The organism is Methylomonas aurea, assembly GCF_024505045.1.
GTDB classification, from domain to species: domain Bacteria; phylum Pseudomonadota; class Gammaproteobacteria; order Methylococcales; family Methylomonadaceae; genus Methylomonas; species Methylomonas aurea.
Window position 1 is genome coordinate 41,982 of record NZ_JANIBM010000004.1, and the last position, 23,097, is coordinate 65,078.

17 protein-coding genes and 3 tRNA genes are annotated in these 23,097 nt (G+C 54.3%); 18 read left to right on the forward strand and 2 right to left on the reverse strand.

Features of this window, described 5'->3' with window-relative positions; translation table 11 throughout:
* Positions 1-513, reverse strand: a complete 513-nt coding sequence (def, locus tag NP603_RS04905) for a peptide deformylase (RefSeq protein ID WP_256609807.1) — start codon at positions 511-513, stop codon at positions 1-3.
* 240 nt (positions 514-753) lie between these two features.
* Here def and NP603_RS04910 point away from each other — a divergent pair, with 240 nt between their 5' ends.
* From NP603_RS04910 to topA, 4 genes are all read left to right on the forward strand, one after another.
* Positions 754-1,785, forward strand: coding sequence for a LysM peptidoglycan-binding domain-containing protein (locus tag NP603_RS04910; protein ID WP_256609808.1), 1,032 nt, complete (start codon positions 754-756; stop codon positions 1,783-1,785).
* A gap of 117 nt (positions 1,786-1,902) precedes the next feature.
* Entirely contained in the window at positions 1,903-2,949 is a 1,047-nt protein-coding gene (gene dprA / locus NP603_RS04915; RefSeq protein WP_371928773.1) for a DNA-processing protein DprA, read from the forward strand.
* A gap of 8 nt (positions 2,950-2,957) precedes the next feature.
* Positions 2,958-3,425 carry a Smg family protein gene (locus tag NP603_RS04920; protein WP_256609810.1) on the forward strand — a complete coding sequence of 156 codons (468 nt, stop codon included), beginning with the start codon at positions 2,958-2,960 and terminating at the stop codon, positions 3,423-3,425.
* A 16-nt stretch (positions 3,426-3,441) separates the two neighbouring features.
* A complete protein-coding gene (gene topA / locus NP603_RS04925; RefSeq protein ID WP_256609811.1) occupies positions 3,442-5,757 on the forward strand; it encodes a type I DNA topoisomerase in 2,316 nt (771 codons plus the stop codon).
* A gap of 11 nt (positions 5,758-5,768) precedes the next feature.
* On the opposite strand, the gene NP603_RS04930 is transcribed toward topA, so the two are convergent.
* Positions 5,769-6,239: a DUF192 domain-containing protein gene (locus NP603_RS04930; protein WP_504137675.1), complete on the reverse strand. Its 471-nt coding sequence runs from the start codon at positions 6,237-6,239 to the stop codon at positions 5,769-5,771.
* 68 nt (positions 6,240-6,307) lie between these two features.
* Between NP603_RS04930 and NP603_RS04935 the strand changes: the two genes are divergently transcribed.
* The 14 genes from NP603_RS04935 (at position 6,308) to NP603_RS05000 (ending at position 22,220) form a co-directional block, all read left to right on the forward strand.
* A tRNA-Leu gene (locus NP603_RS04935) sits at positions 6,308-6,391 on the forward strand.
* Positions 6,392-6,498: 107 nt separating this feature from the next.
* Positions 6,499-7,791 (forward strand): trigger factor, encoded by a 1,293-nt coding sequence (gene tig, locus NP603_RS04940; protein ID WP_256609813.1) that lies wholly within the window; start codon positions 6,499-6,501, stop codon positions 7,789-7,791.
* Positions 7,792-7,839: 48 nt separating this feature from the next.
* On the forward strand, positions 7,840-8,445 hold the full coding sequence (gene clpP / locus NP603_RS04945; protein WP_256610005.1) for an ATP-dependent Clp endopeptidase proteolytic subunit ClpP: 606 nt from the start codon (positions 7,840-7,842) through the stop codon (positions 8,443-8,445).
* Positions 8,446-8,547: 102 nt separating this feature from the next.
* Positions 8,548-9,825, forward strand: coding sequence for an ATP-dependent Clp protease ATP-binding subunit ClpX (gene clpX, locus NP603_RS04950; RefSeq protein ID WP_256609814.1), 1,278 nt, complete (start codon positions 8,548-8,550; stop codon positions 9,823-9,825).
* 159 nt (positions 9,826-9,984) lie between these two features.
* Positions 9,985-12,393: an endopeptidase La gene (gene lon, locus NP603_RS04955; RefSeq protein ID WP_256609815.1), complete on the forward strand. Its 2,409-nt coding sequence runs from the start codon at positions 9,985-9,987 to the stop codon at positions 12,391-12,393.
* A gap of 207 nt (positions 12,394-12,600) precedes the next feature.
* A complete protein-coding gene (gene hbs, locus NP603_RS04960) occupies positions 12,601-12,873 on the forward strand; it encodes a non-specific DNA-binding protein Hbs (RefSeq protein WP_054759825.1) in 273 nt (90 codons plus the stop codon).
* 13 nt (positions 12,874-12,886) lie between these two features.
* Positions 12,887-12,962: transfer RNA gene (locus NP603_RS04965), tRNA-Val, on the forward strand.
* Positions 12,963-12,968: 6 nt separating this feature from the next.
* Positions 12,969-13,045 (forward strand) — tRNA-Asp (locus NP603_RS04970).
* Between the two features lie 98 nt (positions 13,046-13,143).
* The gene (locus NP603_RS04975; protein ID WP_256609816.1) at positions 13,144-15,012 is read left to right on the forward strand and encodes a SurA N-terminal domain-containing protein; all 1,869 of its coding nucleotides are present in this window, start codon (positions 13,144-13,146) and stop codon (positions 15,010-15,012) included.
* A gap of 238 nt (positions 15,013-15,250) precedes the next feature.
* The gene (locus NP603_RS04980; RefSeq protein WP_256609817.1) at positions 15,251-17,098 is read left to right on the forward strand and encodes a peptide-binding protein; all 1,848 of its coding nucleotides are present in this window, start codon (positions 15,251-15,253) and stop codon (positions 17,096-17,098) included.
* Positions 17,099-17,113: 15 nt separating this feature from the next.
* Complete coding sequence (locus tag NP603_RS04985; protein ID WP_256609818.1) at positions 17,114-18,187, forward strand: ABC transporter permease; 1,074 nt, start codon at positions 17,114-17,116, stop codon at positions 18,185-18,187.
* On the forward strand, positions 18,180-19,361 hold the full coding sequence (locus NP603_RS04990; RefSeq protein ID WP_256609819.1) for an ABC transporter permease: 1,182 nt from the start codon (positions 18,180-18,182) through the stop codon (positions 19,359-19,361). Before NP603_RS04985 ends, NP603_RS04990 begins: the two co-directional genes overlap by 8 nt.
* Positions 19,358-21,232, forward strand: coding sequence for an ABC transporter ATP-binding protein (locus NP603_RS04995; protein ID WP_256609820.1), 1,875 nt, complete (start codon positions 19,358-19,360; stop codon positions 21,230-21,232). The genes NP603_RS04990 and NP603_RS04995 overlap by 4 nt, the downstream gene beginning before the upstream one ends.
* Positions 21,233-21,374: 142 nt before the next feature.
* Complete coding sequence (locus NP603_RS05000; RefSeq protein WP_256609821.1) at positions 21,375-22,220, forward strand: trypsin-like peptidase domain-containing protein; 846 nt, start codon at positions 21,375-21,377, stop codon at positions 22,218-22,220.
* Positions 22,221-23,097 lie beyond the last annotated feature (877 nt).

The following is a 23,097-nucleotide window of genomic DNA, read 5'->3' on the forward strand; positions in this document are numbered from 1 at the left end:
CTATCCTTGATGTCCTTGAGCGCGGTGGATTTTATCCAGCTTGGCTTTGATCCGGTTGCGTTTGAACGGCGACAGGTAATCGACGAACAGTTTGCCTTCCAAATGGTCCATCTCGTGCTGAATGCAGACCGCCAACAGATCGCGGGCTTCGAGCTCGAAACTGTCGCCGTTGCGGTCCAGCGCTTTAACTTTGATATGCTCGGCGCGGCTGACCTTTTCGAAGAAGCCCGGCACCGACAGGCAGCCTTCTTCCGACTCTTCGACCCCGTCGCGTTCGACGATCTGCGGATTGATCAGGCAGATCGGATCGTCCTTGTTTTCGGAGACGTCCATCACGATCACTCTCTTGTGTACGTTGACCTGGGTGGCGGCTAGGCCGACGCCCTTGGCCGAATACATGGTTTCGATCATGTCGTCGACGAGCTTTTTGATGCCGGCGTCGACCTGTTCCACCTCGCTGGCGACAGTGCGCAAACGTTTGTCGGGGAACTCCAAAATCGTAAGAATACTCACGTTTTACTCCGAATTGCTGAAATCGATGGCAGGGATTCTATCCGAAATCGGCCCGGGTTTGCATGTTGCGGCCGAGTGGAATCATCGTGGCGTACTGCTGGCAATCTGCGCCAATTCATCTAAACTGTGCGGAAATTTCGATTGGCGGCCGGCGGCGATTGCACCGGCCGGCGCATATCATGTCCGGTGCCGGTTATGGGTGTCGGGTAGGCTAATCACTGGCTTCGGCAGGAAAAAATTATGTTGCTTCGTACCGTTATGGGTATCGCGTTTTCGCTATTGGCCGCCGCTGCACGGGCCGACGAATTGCAGATTAACCCAAACCATCCCGACCAGTACACGGTGGTGAAAGGCGATACGCTGTGGGATATCTCCGGCAAATTTTTGCAACATCCGTGGCAATGGCCTGAACTCTGGCATAACAATCCGCAAGTGAAAGACCCGCACTGGATCTATCCGGGCGACACCTTGTATTTTTCCTACGTCGACGGTAAACCAAGGCTCAGTTTGACGCCGGGCGATGCGAGCGAAGAAAAGCTATTGCCGCGAGTGCGCGAGTCGTCGGTCGAACAGGCCATACGTATGGTGCCTAGCGATGCCATTATCCAGTTTCTGAATTCGCCGAAAGTGGTGACGGCCGAGGAGTTACAACGCGCACCGTACGTGATCGGTTTCGTCGGCGAGCATTTGATCGGCGGTGCCGGAGACGGGGTTTATGTCCGCGCGATCGAAGACCCACAAGGCTTGGGTTATACCATTTACCGCCAAGGTAAACCCTACATCAGTCCGGTGACTAAAGAGATTCTGGGATACGAGGCCCAGTTCATCGCCGATACCACGTTGCAGACGCCCGGCGATCCAGCGACGTTAGTGATCAACAAGTCCGATTTGGAGGTTCAGCGCGGCGACCGCTTGATGTTGACCTCGGAGGGTGAATTGGCGTTGAACTATTTCCCGCGCCCGCCGGAAAAACAAATCATCGGCAGCATCATCCGGGTGATGGGCGGCGTATCGCAGATCGGCCAGCACGACGTGGTGGTGATCGACAAAGGGAGCATCGATGGTATCGAAATCGGCCATGTATTCGATGTTTATCGGCGCGGCAATGTAATGCTGGATCGCTACCAGTCTCCGGAAGGGGTTGCGGTAAAAATGCCGGACGAAATTGCCGGCGAATTGATGGTATTCCGTACCTTCGAGCGAGTTAGCTACGCTCTGGTGATGAAGGCTTCGGCGGCAATGCATACCTTGGACAGGGTTCAGACACCTTGATCCTTGTCACGAAGCGGGGCCTAGGTTTGGCGGCCTGGGATTGAGCATTTCGATTGGTCGGCTGCATTGGACCTGGCGCGCAATTCCGAACTGAAATACTGGTTGGCGTTGCTGCGTATGCCGGGTGTCGGCGGCGGAACGATTCAGCGCTTGCTCGAGCATTTCGAACCCGAAATGATTTTCTCAGCGTCCCGCGCCAGCCTTGGCGCGCTCGGATTTAGCGACAGATTAATATCCCTGCTGCAGGCGCCGGACTGGCAAGCCGTCGAAACCGATCTGGCTTGGCTGGAGCAAGCCGGTAACCATGCGTTTACGCTACGCGATCCGGAATATCCGCCTCAATTGAAAGAAATCGATCGGCCGCCGCCGGTGCTGTTCGTCAAAGGCGATCCGGCCGTGTTGGCCGAGCCGCAGTTGGCGATCGTCGGCAGCCGCAATCCATCCCCGGTCGGCATCAGCACCGCACTCCAGTTTGCCGAAGTGTTGGCGGGTGCTGGTTTGGTCATTACCAGCGGTTTGGCGTTGGGTATCGATGCCGCCAGCCACCAAGGAGCTTTGAACGCTAACGGCCGTACCGTTGCCGTGGCCGGCACCGGGCTGGACCGGGTTTATCCGGCCCGGCATAAGGACTTGGCCATGCAAATCGTCGAGCACGGCGCTTTGGTATCCGAATTTCCGCCCGGTACCGGCGCCAAGGCCAGCCATTTTCCGCTCCGAAACCGCATAATTAGCGGCCTATGTCTCGGCTTGCTGGTGGTCGAGGCGGCGCAGCAGAGCGGGTCGCTGATCACGGCGCGGCTGGCGCTGGAGCAAAACCGGGAGGTGTTTGCGATTCCGGGCTCGATCCATAATCCGTTGGCGCGCGGCTGCAACGCCCTGATTCGGCAAGGTGCGAAACTGGTGGAGACCGCCGAGGATATTTTTGAAGAATTAGGCCAATATAATCAACAAAGTATGCGAGCCGAGCCGGAATCGGCGCAGACTGTGCTTGACCTGGAACAACAAAATCTATTGAATTTGATTCCGTACAGCCCTACAACCGTCGATGCTCTGGTGCACGCGGGTACCTGGTCGGTCGAAGAGGTGTCTTCGATGTTGCTAGTGTTGGAGCTGCAGGGCTACGTGGCCGGCATTGCCGGCGGTAGCTACCTTCGAATCAAATAAAGGTTCTAATGAAAGAAGATATTTTTGATGTGCTGATATATCTGTTTGAAAACTATCTGGATGGCGATAGCGATAACTACCCCGATACTTCAATCATTGCCAGCGAATTGTTGGATGCCGGTTTTCAGCAGCCGGATGTCAATAAAGCCTTCGATTGGCTGGAGTCGTTGGCGGAAATGGACAGCATATCGCCGGCGATTTCGTCGTCTTTTCGGATTTTCAGCCAGCAGGAAATTGCCGTTTTCGATTTGGAATGCCGCGATTTTCTGATGTATCTGGAGCATGCCGGGATTCTGACGCCCGGCAACCGCGAGATCGCTATCGATCGTGCCATGGCTTTGAAAGACGAAAACATCACCATCGACAAGCTGAAATGGATCGTTTTGATGGTGTTGTTGAGCCAACCCGGCGACAGCGCCGCATTTTCCAGAATGGAAGACATCGTCTACGATCTGATACCGAATTCTTTACACTGAGGCTTTTACCGACTATATGAGCAAAAGTTTAGTCATTGTAGAGTCGCCTGCAAAATGCAAAACCATCGAAAAATACCTGGGTAAAGACTTTCAGGTACTCGCCTCCTACGGCCACGTTCGCGATCTGATACCTAAGGAAGGTGCGGTCGATCCGGACAACGGCTTCGCCATGAAATATCAAGTGATAGACCGTAACCAGCGGCATTTGCAGGAAATCGGCAAGGCAGTCAAGAACGTCGATACCTTATACCTGGCTACCGACCCGGATCGAGAGGGGGAGGCAATTTCCTGGCATGTATTCGAGCATTTGAAAGAAAAGAAATTGCTGAAAGACAAGGAAGTGCGGCGGGTCGTATTTCATGAAATCACCAAAAAAGCCGTAACCGAAGCCATCGCTCATCCGACCGAATTGTCCAACAGCCTGGTCAACGCCCAGCAAGCGCGGCGAGCATTGGATTATTTGGTGGGCTTCAATCTGTCGCCGTTGTTGTGGAAAAAAATCCGCCGCGGTTTATCCGCAGGCAGGGTGCAGAGTCCGGCGCTGCGAATGATCGTCGAACGCGAGATGGAGATCGAAGCGTTCAAGACCCGGGAATACTGGTCGCATACTGCCGAAGCCAACGCCCAAGGACAGGTATTCAAAGCCAAATTGACCCATTTCAACGGCGAGAAGCTGAATCAATTCAGTTTTACCGACGAGACGCAAGCGCACCAGGTCCGGCAAACATTGTTGGATGCGGCCGACGGCCAATTGATTGTCGCCAAGCTGGAAAAGAAGCAGCGCAGCAAGCATCCGGCGCCGCCGTTCATCACCTCTACCCTGCAGCAGGAAGCCGCGCGGAAGCTGGGGTTCACCACCAAACGCACGATGATGGTTGCCCAGCAGTTGTACGAGGGCATCGATCTCGGTGGCGAAACCGTGGGCTTGATTTCCTATATGCGTACCGACTCGGTGAATCTGGCCGAGGAGGCCATTGCCGATATTCGCGGCTTGATCGCAGAAAAATACGGTGCCGAAAATGTGCCGAAAGAGCCGCGTCAATTCAAAACCAAATCCAAAAACGCCCAGGAGGCGCACGAGGCGATTCGGCCGACCTCGGTGCAGCGCTTACCGGATCAGGTCAAGGGCCGGCTGACGGCGGAACAGTTCAAACTTTACGACCTGATCTGGAAACGTACCGTGGCCTGCCAAATGATTCACGCGACGTTGAATCAGGTGGCCGTGGATCTGAATTGCGGCAGCGACAAAAATGTGTTCCGCGCTACCGGTTCCACAGTAACCAACCCTGGTTTCATGATGGTCTACCTGGAAGGCGTCGACGACAGCAAGGAAGCCGCGGACGACCAGGAGAGTATTCTGCCGCCGATGGAGGAGGGGCGGCCAGTGAAGTTGCAGGAGATCGTTGCAGCCCAGCATTTTACCGAACCGCCACCGCGCTACAGCGAGGCCAGCCTGGTCAAAGCTTTGGAGGAGTACGGCATCGGTCGGCCGTCGACCTATGCCGCGATCATTTCCACGCTGCAAAACCGCGAGTACGTGACAATAGAAAACAAGCGTTTTTATCCGACCGACGTCGGCCGTATCGTCAACAAATTCCTGACCGAGCATTTCACCAAATACGTCGATTACAGTTTCACCGCCAACTTGGAGGATGAGTTGGACGCGGTATCGCGCGGCGAAAAGGATTGGATTCCGTTGATGAACGACTTCTGGCGGCCGTTTACCCAGTTGATCAACGAGAAAGAAGAGAGCGTTCAGCGCAAGGACGTCACGCAGGAGAGTATCGACGAGAAATGCCCGGAATGCGGTAGCGCGTTGTCGATTCGGTTGGGCCGGAACGGTCGCTTCATCGGTTGTACCAATTATCCGACCTGCTCATACACCCGCAATCTTGGCGAGGACAATGCCGTGGCGACCGGGGAGCCGGAAGTGGTGGAAGGCCGAGTCTGCCCGAAGTGCGAGTCGGCGTTGGTGATTAAGACCGGTCGTTACGGCAAGTTCGTCGGCTGCAGCGCGTATCCGAAATGCAAGCATATCGAACCGCTGGAGAAGCCGCAGGAAACCGGGGTCGAATGCCCGCAGTGCAAGAAAGGCGCGATTTTGAAGCGCAAGGCGCGTAGCGGCAAGATTTTCTACTCCTGTTCGGAATACCCTAAATGCGATTACGCGTTATGGGACGCGCCGATCAAGGAAGAGTGCCCGGATTGCCATTGGCCGATCTTAACTCTAAAAACCACGAAACGCCGCGGTACCGAAAAAGTCTGCCCGCAAAAGGAATGTAAGTACGCAACGCCTTACGAAGGCGATGCGGCGGATGTCAGCGGGCCTTAATTGGCCTCGGTTTACGGAAGTCCGGCGGGCAGGGTTATTTTTCGGCCGAGGCCTAGTCCGTGCCGGTCGACAAAGCCGGCCGGCAATTCCAGCATGTATTGAGCGGGAATCTGCGAATCGTAAATCTGGCAGGGATCTTTTCTGCAGGGCGGTAAATTTTTCAAGATAGCGACGATCTCGGCGTCTGCGGAGATGAATAATACGTCGAGAGCTATCAATGTGTTCTTCATCCACATGCTGCGCGGGCGTTGGTCCGCATAAACAAACAGCATGCCTTGGGCTGGCCCCAGTTCCTGACGAAACATCAGCCCCAACTCGCGTTGTTCGGCCGTGCTGGCGATAGCCACGTAGACCGGGTGTTGTTCGTTTTCAAAAAAAAGTTTGTTTGGGAATGTGTTTTGGTCCGCTGCGAGTGCCAGGCCATGTGTCGGTGCGGAGTTTAACATCAGGGCAGCGATCGCGCTGCGCAGTCGATTGTTCATTGCGGAAGCGGTTAAACCGGGTTGTCTTTGCTTGGGCTGCTGATTATAATGTCGCGTTCCTTTGTTTTGCGAGCGTGGCGAAATTGGTAGACGCGCTGGATTTAGGTTCCAGTGGTAACCCCGTGAGAGTTCGAGTCTCTCCGCTCGCACCATACCCGCTTCGTTCGTCACCATACGACTTTAAGCTCCCCGGATTTGAACATCGTCGACGGTTCTCCCGAATCATAAACTCCTATTTTCTAGTTATCGAGGTAAAGCAATGCAAGTTTCTGTCGAGAAGACATCAGAATTAAGCCGGAAAATGACGGTCAGTATTCCTGACGCCGTGGTTCAGGAAAAAATGGAAACTCGCTTCAAAACTCTGGCTCGCACCGTAAAGGTCGATGGTTTCCGCCCCGGTAAAGTGCCGGCGAGCATGGTGAAAAAGCTTTACGGCGATCGGGTCAGAAGTGAAGTGACCGGCGATTTGATTCAATCGACTTATTTCGAAGCCTTGCAGCAACAGGACTTGAATCCGGCAGGCCATCCGCATATTCATCCCAGCGAAAAAACCGAAGGCTTTGAATACGTGGCCGAATTTGAAGTGTATCCGGAAATTGCCCTGGATGGCATCGGCAACTTGCAGATCGAACGCCCTAACGCAAGCGTCGAAGAAAGCGACGTCGACAACATGATCGAAAAGTTGCGGCAACAGAAAAAAACCTGGAATGTTGTCGAGCGCGCATCGCAAGAAGGCGATAAAGTCCTAATCCATTTTTCTGGTACGTGCGAAGGCGAAAATTTCACCGACGGTAAAGTCGAGAACTATCAGGTCGAAATCGGCGGAAAGCAGATGATTCCTGGTTTCGAGGATGAACTGAAAGGCCTCAGCGCGGGTGAAAGCAAAACCTTTACCGTGACTTTTCCGGAAAAATACAACAGCGAAAAGTTGGCCGGCAAACCGGCTGAGTTCGCGGTGGAATTAGTTAAGGTCGAAGAGCCAGTGTTGCCCGAAGTCGATGCCGACTTCATCAAAGCTTATGGTGTGGAAGAAGGCGACGCGGCGACATTTCGTGCCGATGTTCGCGCCAACATGGAGCGTGAACTGGCGCAAGGCTTGAAAAACAAATTGAAAACCGCAGTGATGGATGCATTGTTCGAGCACGTTCCGGTCTCGATCCCGAATGCATTGATCGACCAGGAAATTCAAGCGTTGATGAAGCCTTACGCGGAACGGGCGAAAAATATGCGCTTGAAACTGGAAGATCTGAATCTGCCGCGCGATATGTTCGAAGAACAGGCCAAACGTCGCGTCGCATTGGGCTTGATTTTGGGCGAAATCATCCATAAAAACGAATTGAAGGTCGATGCCGACAAAGTGCGTGCTGTCGTCGAAGATATGGCCAAGAGCTACGAACGCCCCGAAGACGTCGTGAACTGGTATTATGCGGACAAGTCTCGGCTGAACGACGTGCAACAAATGGTTCTCGAGGACCAGGCTGTAGCATGGATCGTAGGCCAGGCTAAAGTCGCCGACGTCACCGTCGGTTTTGATCAGGTAATGGAGCGATAGCGACAATGAGGGCTTAACGTGTTTAACCAAAATGTGATTAGCGAAATGATGGCGCCGCAAGCGGCGGGCGGTCTAGTGCCGATAGTGGTTGAACAAACAGCCCGTGGGGAAAGATCGTTTGATATATACTCCCGCTTACTGAAAGAGCGGGTCATTTTTCTGGTGGGTAAGGTTGAGGATTACATGGCCAATCTGGTCGTGGCTCAATTATTGTTCCTGGAATCTGAGAACCCGGATAAGGATATTCATCTGTACATCAACTCGCCGGGCGGATCGGTAACCGCGGGCATGGCCATCTACGACACGATGCAGTTTATCAAGCCGGATGTCAGTACCATGTGCATTGGTCAGGCAGCCAGTATGGGCGCGTTGTTACTGGCTGGCGGGGCCGCGGGTAAACGTTACTGTTTGCCTCACTCCCGGGTCATGATCCACCAGCCTCTGGGTGGTTTCCAGGGGCAGGCTTCGGATATCGACATCCATGCGCGGGAGATACTGCAGATTCGGGACCGGTTGAACAAAGTGCTGGCTCACCACACTGGCCAGTCCTTGCAAAAGATCGAACAGGACACCGATAGGGATAATTTCCTGAGTGCCGAACAGGCCGTGGATTACGGTTTGATCGATAAGGTATTGACCAGCCGTAGCTTTTAAATCGGCGCACCCCGGTTGCCGCGATGTGCGGGGGAGTTTACTATTGGTTTTTGAAGTATTTCATCTCTGTGATGAAGCGAAGTGAAACGGTGGAGTCTGTCTATGAGTAGAGACAAGAAAGGTAAAGACGACGAAAAGCTTCTTTACTGTTCTTTTTGCGGTAAAAGTCAAAATGAAGTGCGGAAACTGATTGCCGGGCCATCCGTTTATGTTTGCGACGAGTGTGTCGAGCTTTGCAACGACATCATCAGGGACGAATTGCTCGAAGACGAAATGGCGGTATCCGGCGGTGCGTTGCCTAAACCTAAAGAAATCAAAGCCGAATTGGATAATTACGTAATCGGTCAGGAGAATGCCAAGAAAATTCTGGCGGTAGCCGTTTACAATCACTACAAACGCCTGCGTAGCAACAGCAAGAAAAGCGATGTCGAGTTGGCGAAAAGTAACATTCTGTTGATCGGCCCTACCGGGTCCGGCAAGACCTTGTTAGCGGAAACGCTAGCCAGATTGTTGGATGTACCGTTCACGATCGCGGACGCGACGACTCTGACCGAAGCCGGGTATGTTGGCGAGGACGTCGAAAATATCATTCTGAAGATTCTGCAAAAGTGCGACTACGACGTAGAGAAGGCGGAAACCGGTATCGTCTACATCGACGAGATCGACAAAATCTCGCGTAAATCCGATAACCCGTCGATTACCCGGGATGTTTCCGGCGAAGGGGTGCAGCAGGCATTGCTCAAACTGATCGAAGGCACGGTAGCTTCGGTGCCGCCGCAAGGCGGACGCAAGCATCCGCAGCAGGATTTTCTGCAGGTGAATACCGCGAATATTCTGTTTATCGTCGGCGGTGCTTTTGCCGGATTGGACAAGGTTATCAAAAATCGTACCGAGAAAGGCGGGATCGGTTTTGCTGCGGAAGTCAAAGCCAAGGACGACAACAGAAATGTCGGCGAGATTTTTGCCGATGTCCGTGCTGAAGATTTGATCAAATACGGTTTGATCCCAGAGTTCGTCGGTCGTCTGCCGGTTATCGCCACGCTGGATGAATTGGACGAGGCGGCGTTGATCCAAATTCTGACGCAGCCGAAAAATGCGTTGATCAAGCAATACAAGCATTTGTTCGAAATGGAAGGCGCCGAACTGGAATTTAGAGACGATTCTCTGGCGGCGATTGCGCGCAAGTCGATGGAGCGAAAAACCGGCGCCCGCGGATTGCGTACTATCGTCGAAAATGTGCTGTTGGATACGATGTACGAATTGCCTTCCAACGACAAAATCTCGAAAGTCGTGATCGACGAAAGCGTGATTTTGGGCAATTCCGAACCTATTTTGGTGTACGAAACAGAACCGAAATTAGCGGCATCCGACGCCTCTTAAGCACTAAACTGTGCTTGCGGCCCGGCCGAAGCTAAAAATCAGGGGGCTTTGCTCGGCAAAGCTCCCTTTTTTTTGCGCCGAGTCCAAGATACTTGTTTTCTCCGAGATCATCCTCATATAGGATTGACTATGTATTGACGTGCTCCGGGAGCAATTAAAATGACCGATTTGAAAAACCAAGACGAACTGATCCCGGTCCTGCCTTTGCGGGACGTGGTGGTTTACCCGCATATGGTGATCCCGTTGTTTGTCGGCCGAGGCATGTCTATCGATGCACTCGATGCCGCGATCAAGCAGGATAAACAGGTACTGCTGATCGCCCAAAAACAAGCCGATGTCGACGAGCCTGGCTTCGACGATTTGTATAAGGTTGGAACTCTAGCCAACATCCTGCAATTGCTGAAATTGCCGGACGGCACCGTGAAAGTATTGGTGGAGGGTAGTCAACGTTGTTCGGTGATTCAATACTGCGAAGTCGACAGTTATTGCGCCGCCAGTGTGGTCGAATTGGACGACGAACTGAATATTTCCGAACAAGAAGCGGAAGTATTGCAACGCACCGCGATCAATTCGTTCGACCAGTACGTGAAGCTCAACAACAAGATTCCGCCGGAGGTATTGAACTCGCTGTCCGGCATAGACGACCCGAGCCGTCTGGCCGATACCATGGCCGCGCATATGGCGCTGAAGGTCGAAGAAAAGCAAGCCATGTTAGAGATGGTGGATGTTGCCAAGCGTCTGGAAAACCTGATGACGCTGATGGAAGGCGAAGTCGATATTCTAGAAATGGAAAAGAAAATTCGCGGCCGTGTCAAAAAACAGATGGAAAAGAACCAGCGCGAATACTATCTGAACGAGCAAATGAAGGCGATTCAGAAGGAACTGGGCGAAATGGACGAGGCCAGCAACGAAATCGAAGAGTTGGAGAAGAAAATCGCCGCAGCGGGTATGTCGGCAGAGGCTAAATCGAAGGCGACGGCCGAATTGAACAAGCTGAAAATGATGTCGCCGATGTCTGCCGAAGCGACCGTGGTACGTAACTACATCGATTGGATGGTGAACGTGCCGTGGAAGAAAAAGACTAAAGTTCGCCACGACCTGAAAGTGGCCGAAGAGGTGCTGGAAGCCGAACATTTCGGGCTGGAGCGGGTCAAAGAGCGGATTCTGGAGTACCTCGCCGTGCAGCAGCGGGTCAAAGCGTTGAAAGGGCCGATTTTGTGCTTGGTCGGGCCTCCGGGGGTCGGCAAAACCTCCCTAGGGCAATCGATTGCGCGGGCCACCAACCGCAAGTACGTGCGCATGGCCTTGGGCGGGGTGAGAGACGAGGCGGAAATTCGTGGCCATCGCCGCACCTACATCGGTTCGATGCCGGGTAAGATTCTGCAGAATCTGGCGAAGATCAAAACTCGGAATCCGATGTTCCTGCTCGACGAAATCGACAAAATGGCCGCCGATTTTCGCGGCGACCCGGCATCTGCGCTGTTGGAAGTGCTTGATCCGGAACAGAACCATACCTTTGCCGACCATTACCTGGAAGTGGATTTCGACTTGTCCGACGTCATGTTCGTCGCCACCGCCAACACGATGAATATTCCGCCGGCATTATTGGACAGGATGGAAATCATTCGCTTGGCCGGTTATACCGAGGACGAGAAAATCAATATTGCCACCCGGTTTTTGATTCCGAAACAGATCAAGAGTAACGGCTTGGCCGAATCGGAAATCCATATCTCGGAAGGTGCGGTAAAAGACATCGTGCGCTACTACACACGGGAAGCCGGCGTGCGCGGACTGGAACGAGAAATATCGAAAATTTGCCGCAAGGTGGTCAAGGACCTGCTGTTGAAGTCGAAAAAGTCGCGTACCTCGATCACCGAAAAGAATTTGGACAAGTACCTCGGCGTACGCCGGTTTAGTTACGGCATGGCTGAGGATAGCGACCAAGTCGGCCAAGTGACCGGGCTAGCATGGACCGAAGTCGGTGGCGAACTGTTGACGATCGAAACCGCAGTCATGCCCGGTAAAGGCAAGCAACTCGCCACCGGCAAACTCGGCGATGTCATGAAAGAATCGATCGAGGCGGCGGTGACCGTGGCGCGTAGTCGAGCCGACATTCTGGGCATCGACAGCGAGGTGTTCCAGAAAAGTGACATTCACATCCACGTTCCGGAAGGGGCCACGCCGAAGGACGGGCCGAGCGCCGGTATCGGCATGTGCACGGCGATTATCTCGGCTCTGACCAAGATCCCGGTGCGAGCGGACGTAGCGATGACCGGCGAAATTACGCTACGGGGCGAGGTGTTACCTATTGGCGGTTTGAAGGAAAAGTTGCTGGCGGCTCACCGCGGCGGCATCGCTACGGTGGTTATTCCTGCCGAAAACGAAAAAGATTTGGCCGAAATCCCCGAAAACATCAAACGTAATCTGGCGATCAAGTGTGTGCGTTGGATCGACGAAGTCTTGGAGTTGGCGTTACAGCGCATGCCCACCCCTCTTTCCCCGGCGGAATTGTCCGATGCTGCGGCTGCAAAAGTCGAGGTAAAACAGCCAGGAGTCGTGGCACATTAAGGGCCGGTTAAAATCCTTGGAAACCGCAAAAAATCACGGTTTCCAAGGTTTCCAATGCTTGACACCGATTACAGCCCGTTGATATAAATGTCGGCCTCTCGCAGAGGAGAGGCTGTAATCGGGTTGGTGGAAAATACCGGTTGGCGGGCAAAGCATGCGTTTGTTTGCCGAGCATAATTAATACAACGACATCCTAAGGGGAAATAAATGAATAAATCGGAACTTATTGACGCTATCGCCAGTGCGTCACAGTTGACAAAAGCCGATGCTGGTAGGGCTTTGGATGGTTTTATCAAAGCTGTAGAAGACGCATTGAAACAAGGCGATTCCGTTGCCTTGGTTGGTTTCGGTACTTTCGATGTTAAAGAAAGAGCTGAGCGCAAAGGCCGCAATCCGCAAACCGGTGAAGAGATTACCATTAAGGCCGCAAAAATTCCTGCATTTAAAGCTGGCAAATCTTTAAAAGATGCTGTAAACTAGTCGCTCTTTAGTCGGGTGCTTAGCTCAGCTGGGAGAGCATCGCCCTTACAAGGCGAGGGTCGGGGGTTCGAACCCCTCAGCACCCACCAGACTTTGGAGCGGTAGTTCAGTTGGTTAGAATACCGGCCTGTCACGCCGGGGGTCGCGGGTTCGAGCCCCGTCCGCTCCGCCAAAACAGAAACCTCGGGCCGTACGGTTCGAGGTTTTTTTTTGCTTGTAATTTTTATCGCCTTTAGCGATCGGGTTTAATTCTGTTTAAGGAAAGCGTTTATGCTTTTAGAAATAAGAGAAAAGGTGCATGGAGTTTTTGCATCGATCATATTGATATTTATTTGCGTGCTGTTTGGTTTGTGGGGCATTCAAAATTATCTCGGCGGCGGCAAAGAAGCGCCGGTAGTCACGGTGGAAGGCAAGGAGTTTTTCCAGCGCGACGTCAATCAGGCCTACCAGCAATACGCCCAAAACCTGGCGGGTATGAAGTTCGACGAAGAAACGCTGAAAAAGCAGGCGTTGGAAAAACTGGTGCGCGACGAAGTATTGTTACAATACGTCCAGTCTGAAAACCTGATTGTCAGTGACGACACCGCCAGAGATTTCATTCAATCGCTGGAGTATTTCCAAAAAGACGGCAAGTTCGATAAAACCCAATACCAAACCTTGTTGGCGTCGCAGGGCATGTCGTCTGCGGAGTTCGTCAATCGCATCAAAAAAGCCTTGGTTATGGAGCAGTTTCAGCGGGCCATCGTCGATAGCAGTTTCGCGACTCCTGCAGAAATCGCCGGGTTCTTCAAAATCCAGAACCAAACCCGAGATATCGAATACGTGGCAGTGCCGCTGGTTCCCGTCTCGCAACAGCCTGGTGACGATGAAATTACCGCGTATTACCAGCAACACCAGGACGATTACCGTACCGACGAACGCGTTTCGGTCGAGTATGTCGAATTGTCGGTCGATAAACTGGCATCCGGTATTGCAGCCGACGAAGAGCAGTTGAAAGCGTACTATGAAGATCAGAAAGCTCAATTCACCACTCAGGAGCGTCGCAAAATCAGCCATATACTGTTCGCTTTCGGTAAAGACAAGGACGCCGACGCCCAGGCGCTGCAAAGAGCCGTAAAAGCCAAGCAGGATTTGCAAACCAAGGATTTCGCCGCGTTGGCGGCGGAAGTGTCCGACGACAAATTGACGGCGAAAAACGGCGGCGATTTGGGCCTGTTTAACGTCGGCGTGATGGAAAAAGCCTTCGAGGATGCCGCCAGCAAACTGAAGCTGGGCGAAGTTTCGGAACCGGTCCGTTCCGCTTTCGGTTACCACCTGATCAAAGTGACCGAACTGGTTCCCGGCGAAACCAAGCCCTACGAAGCGGTGAAAGCCGAAGTCGCCAAGGCCTATCAAAAGAGCCAAGCCGAAGCCAAATTCAATACCTTGGCTGAAAAGTTGGCCGAAGTCAGTTATGAAAACCCGGACAACTTAGCCGCCGCGGCCGATTTGCTGGGTAGTCCGCTACAGAAAACGGCTGAATTTACCCGGGTAAACGGCGAAGGCATTGCCGCCGAAGAAAAAGTCCGTGCCGCCGCGTTCTCGGAAGACGTGTTGAAGGGCGCCAACAGCGAGCCGATCGAAGTCGGTGGCGATAAACTGGTGGTGTTGCGCGTAGCCTCGCACCAGCCCGCGGCAGTTAAGGAATTGAAAGATGTCAAAAAAGAGGTGATTGCCGCTATTCAACGCGACAAGGCCAGTCAGCAAGCGGTCGCCGCGGCGGATCAGGTCAAACAGGATCTGGCGTCCGGAAAAACGCTGGCTCAGGCTGCCGAAGCCAGAAAATTGGTTTTGAAAAAGGTGGACGGGTTGGCCCGCAATTCCAACCAGTTGCCCGCACCGGTCGTGCAGGAGATATTCAAAACCGCCAAGCCGCAAGCCGGTCGGCCGACTATCGCCGTGCTGGATAACGCCGGCGGCGGCAAGTTGGTACTGGCCATTCACAAAGTCAACGAAGGCGCAATGTCCGAGGCCGACAAAAGCAAACAAGCTGCGATCTCGAAAAACATCGCTGCCGCTTTCGGCAAAGCGCAACTTGAAGCAGTGCTGAACGCGTTACAGGCCAAAGCCGATATCGAGATTCGGCCAGAGAAGCAATAATCCGGTTAGCCAAGCTTGAAAAGGGAGCGTTGAGCTCCCTTTTTTATGCCCGCAACCGGCCAAACTGGCGATCTCGGCGAATTGTTGGCAGCGGATTGTCGAAGCCATTTTGCAAATCGCCGGCCTGCGGTTAAAGTAAACCCGAATTAAGGACGATTTCTGAAAATCGGGGTACCGGACTCGAGTCAAGCCGATAACAGCCCGTCCTTTCGCATCGAAACTCTCGGACAGACTTACCATGGAAAAACCATTCGCTTCTCGGGATTGGACGCTTTACGGCTTGGTTTGCTTGGCGCTCGTGCTGATCGTATTGACGATGTACCAGATAGATCGGCAGTGGCTGAAGCTTAGCGAAATGCAGGCCGCATTGGCCGAACAAGCCCAGGCCATGCGCGAATTGCGCGGCTTGGCAAGCAGCGGTGCGTTGACAGCTCAGACGCAAAATGCACAACCTGGCAGTGTCGCCCCAGCTTTTCAACGGGCCCATGCCGCAACCAAGCTGCCGGATTATGCCCCAGGCGACTGGAGCGTCGAAGCCTTCGGCACTAATCTGAAAACCATTACGCCACTGGTATCGACCGATGCCTACGCCTCGAATGTGCAAAGCTACGTTCAGGAAAGCCTGATCACCCGCAACCCGGATACGCTGGCCTGGGAAGGTTTGATCGCCAAAAGCTGGACGGTTAGCGAAGACGGTCTCACCATTGCTTTCGAGTTGCGCGACGACGTCACTTTCTCCGACGGCCAGCCGCTGACCGCCGACGACGTGGTGTTCAGCTTCAATTTCATCATGACCGAGGCGATCCAGGCGCCGCGCGAACGTGCCTATTTGCAGAAGATTCAGTCGGTCAAGGCCGAAGGCAAATACCGGGTGGTGTTCACCTACAAGGAACCGTATTTCGAAGCACTGTCCCTGGCTGGCGGCATGAATATCCTGCCCAAGCATTTTTACGAACCTTACTTAAAAGAACCGCAAAAATTCAACGAATCCAAAGGCCTGTTGTTGGGTAGCGGCCCGTATAAATTGGCCGATCCGAACAGCTGGACCCCGGACCGGGGCAACGTGGAGCTGGTGCGCAACGAGCGCTACTGGGGTGACGTGCAGCCGGCCTACAACCGCATCTTGTGGAAAATCATCCAAAACGACAGCGCCCGCCTGACCACCTACCGCAACGGCGATATCGACTCCTACTCGGCGCGAGCCTCGGAATACAAACAACTGCAAAACGACGCCCAGATTCAAGCCAAGAGCCAAAGCTTCGAATACATGCCGCCGGTAGTCGGATATAGCTACATCGGCTGGAACCAGCTGCGCGGCGGCAAGCCGACTCGTTTCGCCGACAAGCGCGTGCGCCAGGCCATGAGCTATTTGACCGACACCGGCCGCATCATCAAGGACGTGTTCCTGGGCTATGCCGAGCCGGCGGTCAGTCCGTTCGGCAACGCCAGCAAGCAGCACGACGCTACCTTGCAGCCGTATCAGGCCAATTTGGACAAGGCCAAGGCTTTATTGAAAGACGCCGGCTACGAAGACCGCAACCAGGACGGCGTGTTGGAAGACAAAACAGGTCAGCCGTTCGAATTCAAACTGACTTACTTCCAGGCCAACGAAGACACCAGCCGCATGGTGCTGTTGTTGAAGGATCTGTACGCCAAGGCCGGCGTCAAACTGGTGCCGTTCCCGCAGGAATGGCCGGTGATGCTGGAGAACCTGGATAAAAAAGACTTCGACGCGATCACCCTGGGCTGGACCAGCAGCATCGAAACCGATCTGTACCAAGCCTTCCATAGCTCGCAGGCGGTCAGCAAAGGCGACAACTTCATCGGCTATCAAAATCCGGAACTGGACAAATTGATCGACGCCGCCCGCCGTACCGTCGACGAAGGCAAACGCATGCCGCTGTGGCAGCAGGCCGAACGCATCCTCTACGAAGACCAACCCTATACCTTCCTGATGCGCCGCAAAAGCCTGTTGTTCGTCGACAAGCGTATTCGCAATCTACAAATGACCAAACTGGGCTTGAACCTGGGTTCGCTGCCGCTGGAAAACTACGTGCCGCTGGCCCAGCAAAAATACACCCAATAAGCCGGAGGACGCCGGATGCTGACTTATCTGCTGCGCCGCCTGCTGTTGATGGTGCCGACTTTGCTGGGCATCACCATCGTCGTGTTCACGGTGATGGCCGCGTCGCCGGGTGGCATCAGCGCCCAGACCCTGGTCGGCGGCATGGACATGAAGCCGCAGGAAAAGCAGGCCCTGCTGGACTATTACAACAAGCGCTACGGCCTGGACCAGCCGGCGCCGCTGCAATACCTGCGCTGGCTGAACAATGTTTCGCCGGTCGGTTTCGTCGCCGACGAGCAGGGCCGCCAGTCGTTCTCGCTGAGCAAAGGCATGGACCTCGGTACCAGTTTTCAATACGGCCGGCCGGTCGCCGACATCCTCGCCGAGCGCATCCCGATTACCTTGCTGCTCAATCTGGTGACGATACCGTTCACTTACGCGCTGGCGATCTGGATCGGCATGAAATCGGCGACCGAGCGCGGCGGCGCGTTCGATGTCGGTTCCAGCCTGGCGATGTTGGGCTTGTGGTCGATCCCGACCATGCTGGCCGGCGTCCTGCTGCTGGGTTTCTTCGCCAACGTCCAATATTTTCAATGGTTTCCCACCGCCGGCCTCAGCGCCCGCGAAGCGCTGGACATGCCGTTTTTGCCGCATTGGGACGACAGCGGTTTCGTGCGCGGCTTTTTGCTGGATCGCATCTGGCACTTGGTGTTGCCGGTGATTTGTCTGTCCTACGGCGGCTTTGCCGCGCTGGCCAAGCTGACCCGCACCTCGATCCTGGAGAACCTGCACGCCGACTATGCCCGCACCGCCCGCGCCAAGGGCCTGTCCGAAAACGACGTGTTGTGGAAACACGTGTTCCGCAACAGCCTGTTGCCGTTGATTACCGTCTCGGCCGGCTTGCTGCCGAGTTTGCTGGCGGGTTCGTTGATCGTCGAGAACATTTTCAGCATCAACGGCATGGGCCAACTGGCGGTCGAAGCGGTGAAGGGCAGAGACCGCGAGCTGGTGTTGTCGATCACCTGGATCAGCGGCTTTTTGACCCTGATCGGCTATCTGATCGCCGACTTCTGTTACACGCTGGCCGACCCGCGGGTGAGTTATGACTAGGCCTGTGGTCAGCCGGCAATCCTTCGCCGCTCGCATCTGGCGCCGCACGCTGGACGGCGTCGGCGTCAAATTCGGCTTGGCCTGGGTTGGCGTGTTGGTGTTCTTTGCGGTGTTCGCGCCATTTTTGGCCAACTCGATGCCGCTATTGATGAGCAAAAACGGCGAAATTTCCGCGCCGGTGCTGCGCTATCTATCGATCGAGGACGCCTGGATTCTGGCGGGGTTTTTCATCGCGTTGGCGGTGTCGCGGTTGCCGTTGGCAGGCGGCGCCAAGTTTTTACTGTTTCTGGCCGGCACCGGGCTGGCTGCCTTGATTGCCAACCTGACCGTGCAACCGCCGGCGCTGGTGATTTACGACGATTTTCGCGGCCCGGAATACAGCCAGGTCGATTGGAAAGTCATGCCGCCGATTCCCTATGCGCCCGGCGATTACCTGCGCGACCTCGGTAGCAAGGGTCTGGAAGCGCCGTTCGCCAGCGCGGGCCACGTCCATTGGCTGGGCACCGAAGAAAACGGCGCCGACGTGTTGAGCCGGATGATCCACGCCAGCCGCATCGCTCTCAGCATCGGTTTCATCGCCACCGGCATTGCCCTGGCGATCGGCATCGTCGTCGGCGGGTTGATGGGCTATTTTTCCGGTGTGGTCGATATGCTCGGCATGCGCCTGGTGGAAATCTTCGAGGATATTCCCACGCTATTTCTACTGCTGACCTTCGTCGCCTTCTTCGGCCGCAGCCTGTACATGATGATGGTCATCATCGGTGTCACCGGCTGGTCGGGCTATGCCCGCTACGTGCGTACCGAGTTTCTGAAACTGCGCAAGCAGGATTACGTGCAGGCGGCGATTGCTAGCGGCTTGCCGCTGCCGTCGATCCTGTTCCGCCACATGTTACCCAACGGTGTCGCGCCACTGCTGGTCGCGGTCAGCTTCGGCGTGGCCGGGGCGATTTTGTCGGAAGCCACCTTGAGTTTTCTCGGTCTCGGCGTGGTCGATGCGCCGTCTTGGGGAGCGATGTTGGACCAGGCGGTCAAGTCCTCGACCTTCAACTGGTGGATGGCGGTATTTCCCGGCGGGGCGATTTTCATGACGGTGTTCGCCTACAACCTGATCGGCGAAGCGTTCAGGGACGCGATCGATCCGAAATTGTCGCGCCGCAACGGAGGCGAGTCGTGAGCGCGCCGTTATTGCAAGTCAAAAACCTGCGCACCTACCTGCACACCGGCGCCGAGCCGGTTAAAGCCGTGGAAGACGTCAGCTTCGAGATTCCGCAAGGCGAAACCTTTTGCCTGGTCGGCGAATCCGGCAGCGGCAAGTCGATCAGCGCCTTGTCGGTGATCCGTTTGTTGCCGGACGGTATCGCCAACCATCCCAGCGGCCAAATTCTGTTCGAGGGCCGCGACCTGCTGACCTTGCCCGATGCCGATATCCGCCAGGTGCGCGGCGCGCAGATTGCGATGATCTTCCAGGAACCGATGACTTCACTGAACCCGGTGTTGACAGTCGGCGAGCAAATCATCGAAGCGCTGCAACTGCATTACCCGGACATGAACCCGGACGAGGCGGAGCAACGCGCGGTCGCTGCCTTGACCCAGGTGCAGATACCCAGTCCCGGCTCGCGCTTTCGCGATTACCCACACCAACTGTCCGGCGGCCAGCGCCAGCGAGTGATGATCGCGATGGCGTTGGCCTGCCAGCCAAAACTGCTGATCGCCGACGAGCCGACCACTGCGCTGGACGTCACCGTGCAGGCCGAAATCCTGCGCCTGATGCGGCAGCTGCAAGACGACACCGGCATGAGCATGCTGTTCATCACCCACGACTTCGGCGTCGTCGCGCAAATGGCGCACTGGGTCGGCGTGATGCAGTCCGGCCATCTGGTAGAAGCCGGCCGCTGCCGCGACGTGCTGGGCAATCCGCAACATCCTTACACGCAAAAACTGTTGGCTTCGGTGCCGGAGAATCTGGCCAAGCCCGATGTCTCCGCATCCCCGAAAGCCGTTCGCGCTGAGCCCGTCGAAGCGCCGCCACCACTCACCGAAATACCACCACCTCTCTCCGCTCACGCTGAGAAGGATCGAAAATCGCTTTCCGTTTTGGAACGGGCCGGTCTGAAGCTGCAGGCGGCATCGGCTACCGCAGTTGATGTCATTCCGGTCGAGGCACAGGCAGCCGCTGCGCGGGTTGAACCCACCGCGAACCTGCAACCAGCCGAGCCTGCAATTGGAACAAAACTGCAAGCCGCTACCGAAAGCGAAGCGCTAATCCAGATCCGCAACCTGAAAGTCTGGTTCCCGGTGCGCAAGGGTCTGCTGCGCCGCGTGGTCGATCACATCAAAGCCGTCGACGACGTGTCGTTGGATATCCCGCGCGGCGAAATCGTCGCGCTGGTCGGCGAATCCGGTTGCGGCAAAACCACGCTGGGCCGCGCCGTGCTGCAACTGGAGCCGCCGACCGAGGGCAGCATCAAGATAGCCGGCCGGGAGCTGGTCGGCTTGTCCGCCAAAGAATTGCGGCCGTTGCGTCGGCAAATGCAGATCGCCTTTCAAGATCCGCAATCGTCGTTGAATCCGCGATTATTGATAGAAACTACCTTGACCGAACCGATGCAGGTGCACGGCATCGGCGCCAGCCGCGACGAACGCATCGCGCTGGCCGAGCAACTGTTGGACGACATGCAGCTCGGCCGCGAGGCGCTGTGGCGCTATCCGCACGAATTCTCCGGCGGCCAACGCCAGCGCATCGGCCTGGCGCGGGCTTTGGCGTTAAATCCGGAATTCATCGTCTGCGACGAAATCACCAGCGCGCTGGACGTGTCGGTGCAGGCGGAAATTCTGCAATTGTTGCTGGACATCCGCCGCCGGCGTAATCTGACTTTGTTGTTTATCACCCATAACATTGGGGTGGTGGAGTATTTGAGCGATAGGACGGTGGTAATGTATAGAGGGAAGGTGGTGGAGCAGGGGGCGACGGCGAAGGTTTGCGGGGCGCCGGAGCATGAGTATACGCAGAGGTTGTTGTCGGCGGTGCCGAGGTTGGTAATTTGATTTTAAATTGATCTAGACAACTCTTTAATAAAAGGACAGTAAAATACCTGTAGGCGAGTTTATATATTGGCTTTCAATTTTTTAGCTAATCGTTGTCGAACAAAAATTAAGATTTCGAAGTTTTTATTTTTACAAAGGGAATATGAAACCAACTTCAGCTGCAAAACAATTGTTTTTTAACACCGTCAAGATAGATACGAAAACTGCTGCCGGTGGATCAGGAACGGGAACAGGATTTTCTTTTGTCTATAGCGAAAATGGCGAGCATTATCCGTTTATTGTTACAAATAAGCATGTTGTCTCCAATGCCGTTGAGACTGGAATAACTTTTATAACAAAAAAAGACGGGAAGCCTCAATTAGGTAACGGCTTCAGATTGGTAATTGATAGAAGTCTTGATTTATGGCATGGCCATCCCGATGAAGATATAGACGTTACTGTTATTCCTCTTGCGCCATTAGAGAATAGTTTAAAAGAGTTGGGTCAAGAGGTTTTTATTCAGCCAGTCTCCGAAGAAATTATTGCTTCGCATGATGATTTGAAAGGCTTAGATGCGCTGGAAGAAATAACTTTTATCGGTTACCCAAACGGTTTATGGGACTCTAAAAACCTTACACCAATCATGCGAAAGGGATATACAGCAACACCTATCGAATTAGATTTTCAAGGTCGCCCTATTTTTTTAATTGATGCATCGGTTTTTCCAGGATCAAGTGGTAGTCCTGTATTCGTATTTAATCAAGGAAGTTATGTGAAAGATGGAAATATTAACCTGGGTAGTAGATTAATATTTGTTGGCATAGTTGCTGAAGTATTCGTTAAACAGGATTTAAATGATTTGCTTGAAATATCTGTGCCAGTTGCTAATAAAAAGCTTGTTACTATCTCGAATCAAATGATAGATATTGGTGTGGTCTTTAAATCTACGACTGTTATAGAAACTATTAAAAGCTGCATAAATAAATACGAGGGCCATAGGTTGTGCTGAACGAAGCCCGCGTAGGTACGATTAGCAAGTAGCCTCGATGGAATCGAGGTTTCGAAGGCAGACACCCTTCAATTGCCGATGTGGGTTTGGTTGTTGTCAGGCTGACGTCCTCGATTCCGCTCGCGCTGCATCTAGGCAAAAGCTTCCGTAGGTACGATTAGCGGTAGCGTAATCGTACGCATGGTGTGAATTTGCCACGACCTGTTTTTATGTCGGGTCTCGGCCCGACAGCCGAGATACTTTTCTTTGCTTGTCCAAAGAAAAGTATCCAAAAGAAACGACACCCCATGCCGCTTGTTTCCTGCGCTCCTCGGGTTTGAGCGGGGTTTTTCGAAGGGGCATCCCAGCCCCTGCGAAAAACGCGCGGCTTCCCTGCCGCGCCCCTTCGGGCTGTTCCGCTCAAACCCTCCGGTGCTCGGCGCGGCATCAGGGGAGGAAAGCCATCCCGATTGCGCGGTATGGTTGCATAGGGTGTGCTGAGCCAACAGCGAAGCAAGTAGCCTCGATGGAATCGAGGTTTCGAAGGCAGACACCCTTCAATTGCCGATGTGGGTTTGGTTGTTGTCAGGCTGATGTCCTCGATTCCGCTCGCGCTGCATCTAGGCAAAAGCTTCCGTAGGTACGATTAGCGGTAGCGTAATCGTACGCATGCTGTGAATTTACCTAATGTGGTTCACGAAACACATCCGGATGTTTCGCCCTGCGGGTGCTCCGCATGCAAATCGGCTATCCTGCCGATTTGTCGACCCGACAGCCGAAATTCTTAAAAGAAAGTATCCAAAGACAAATCCGCAGGGAGCGGATTTGGACGCCTGCGGCGCACGAAGTGCGAGCGCCTGGATGGCGCGGTCAGCAGGCCGCCCATGCCGCTTAATCC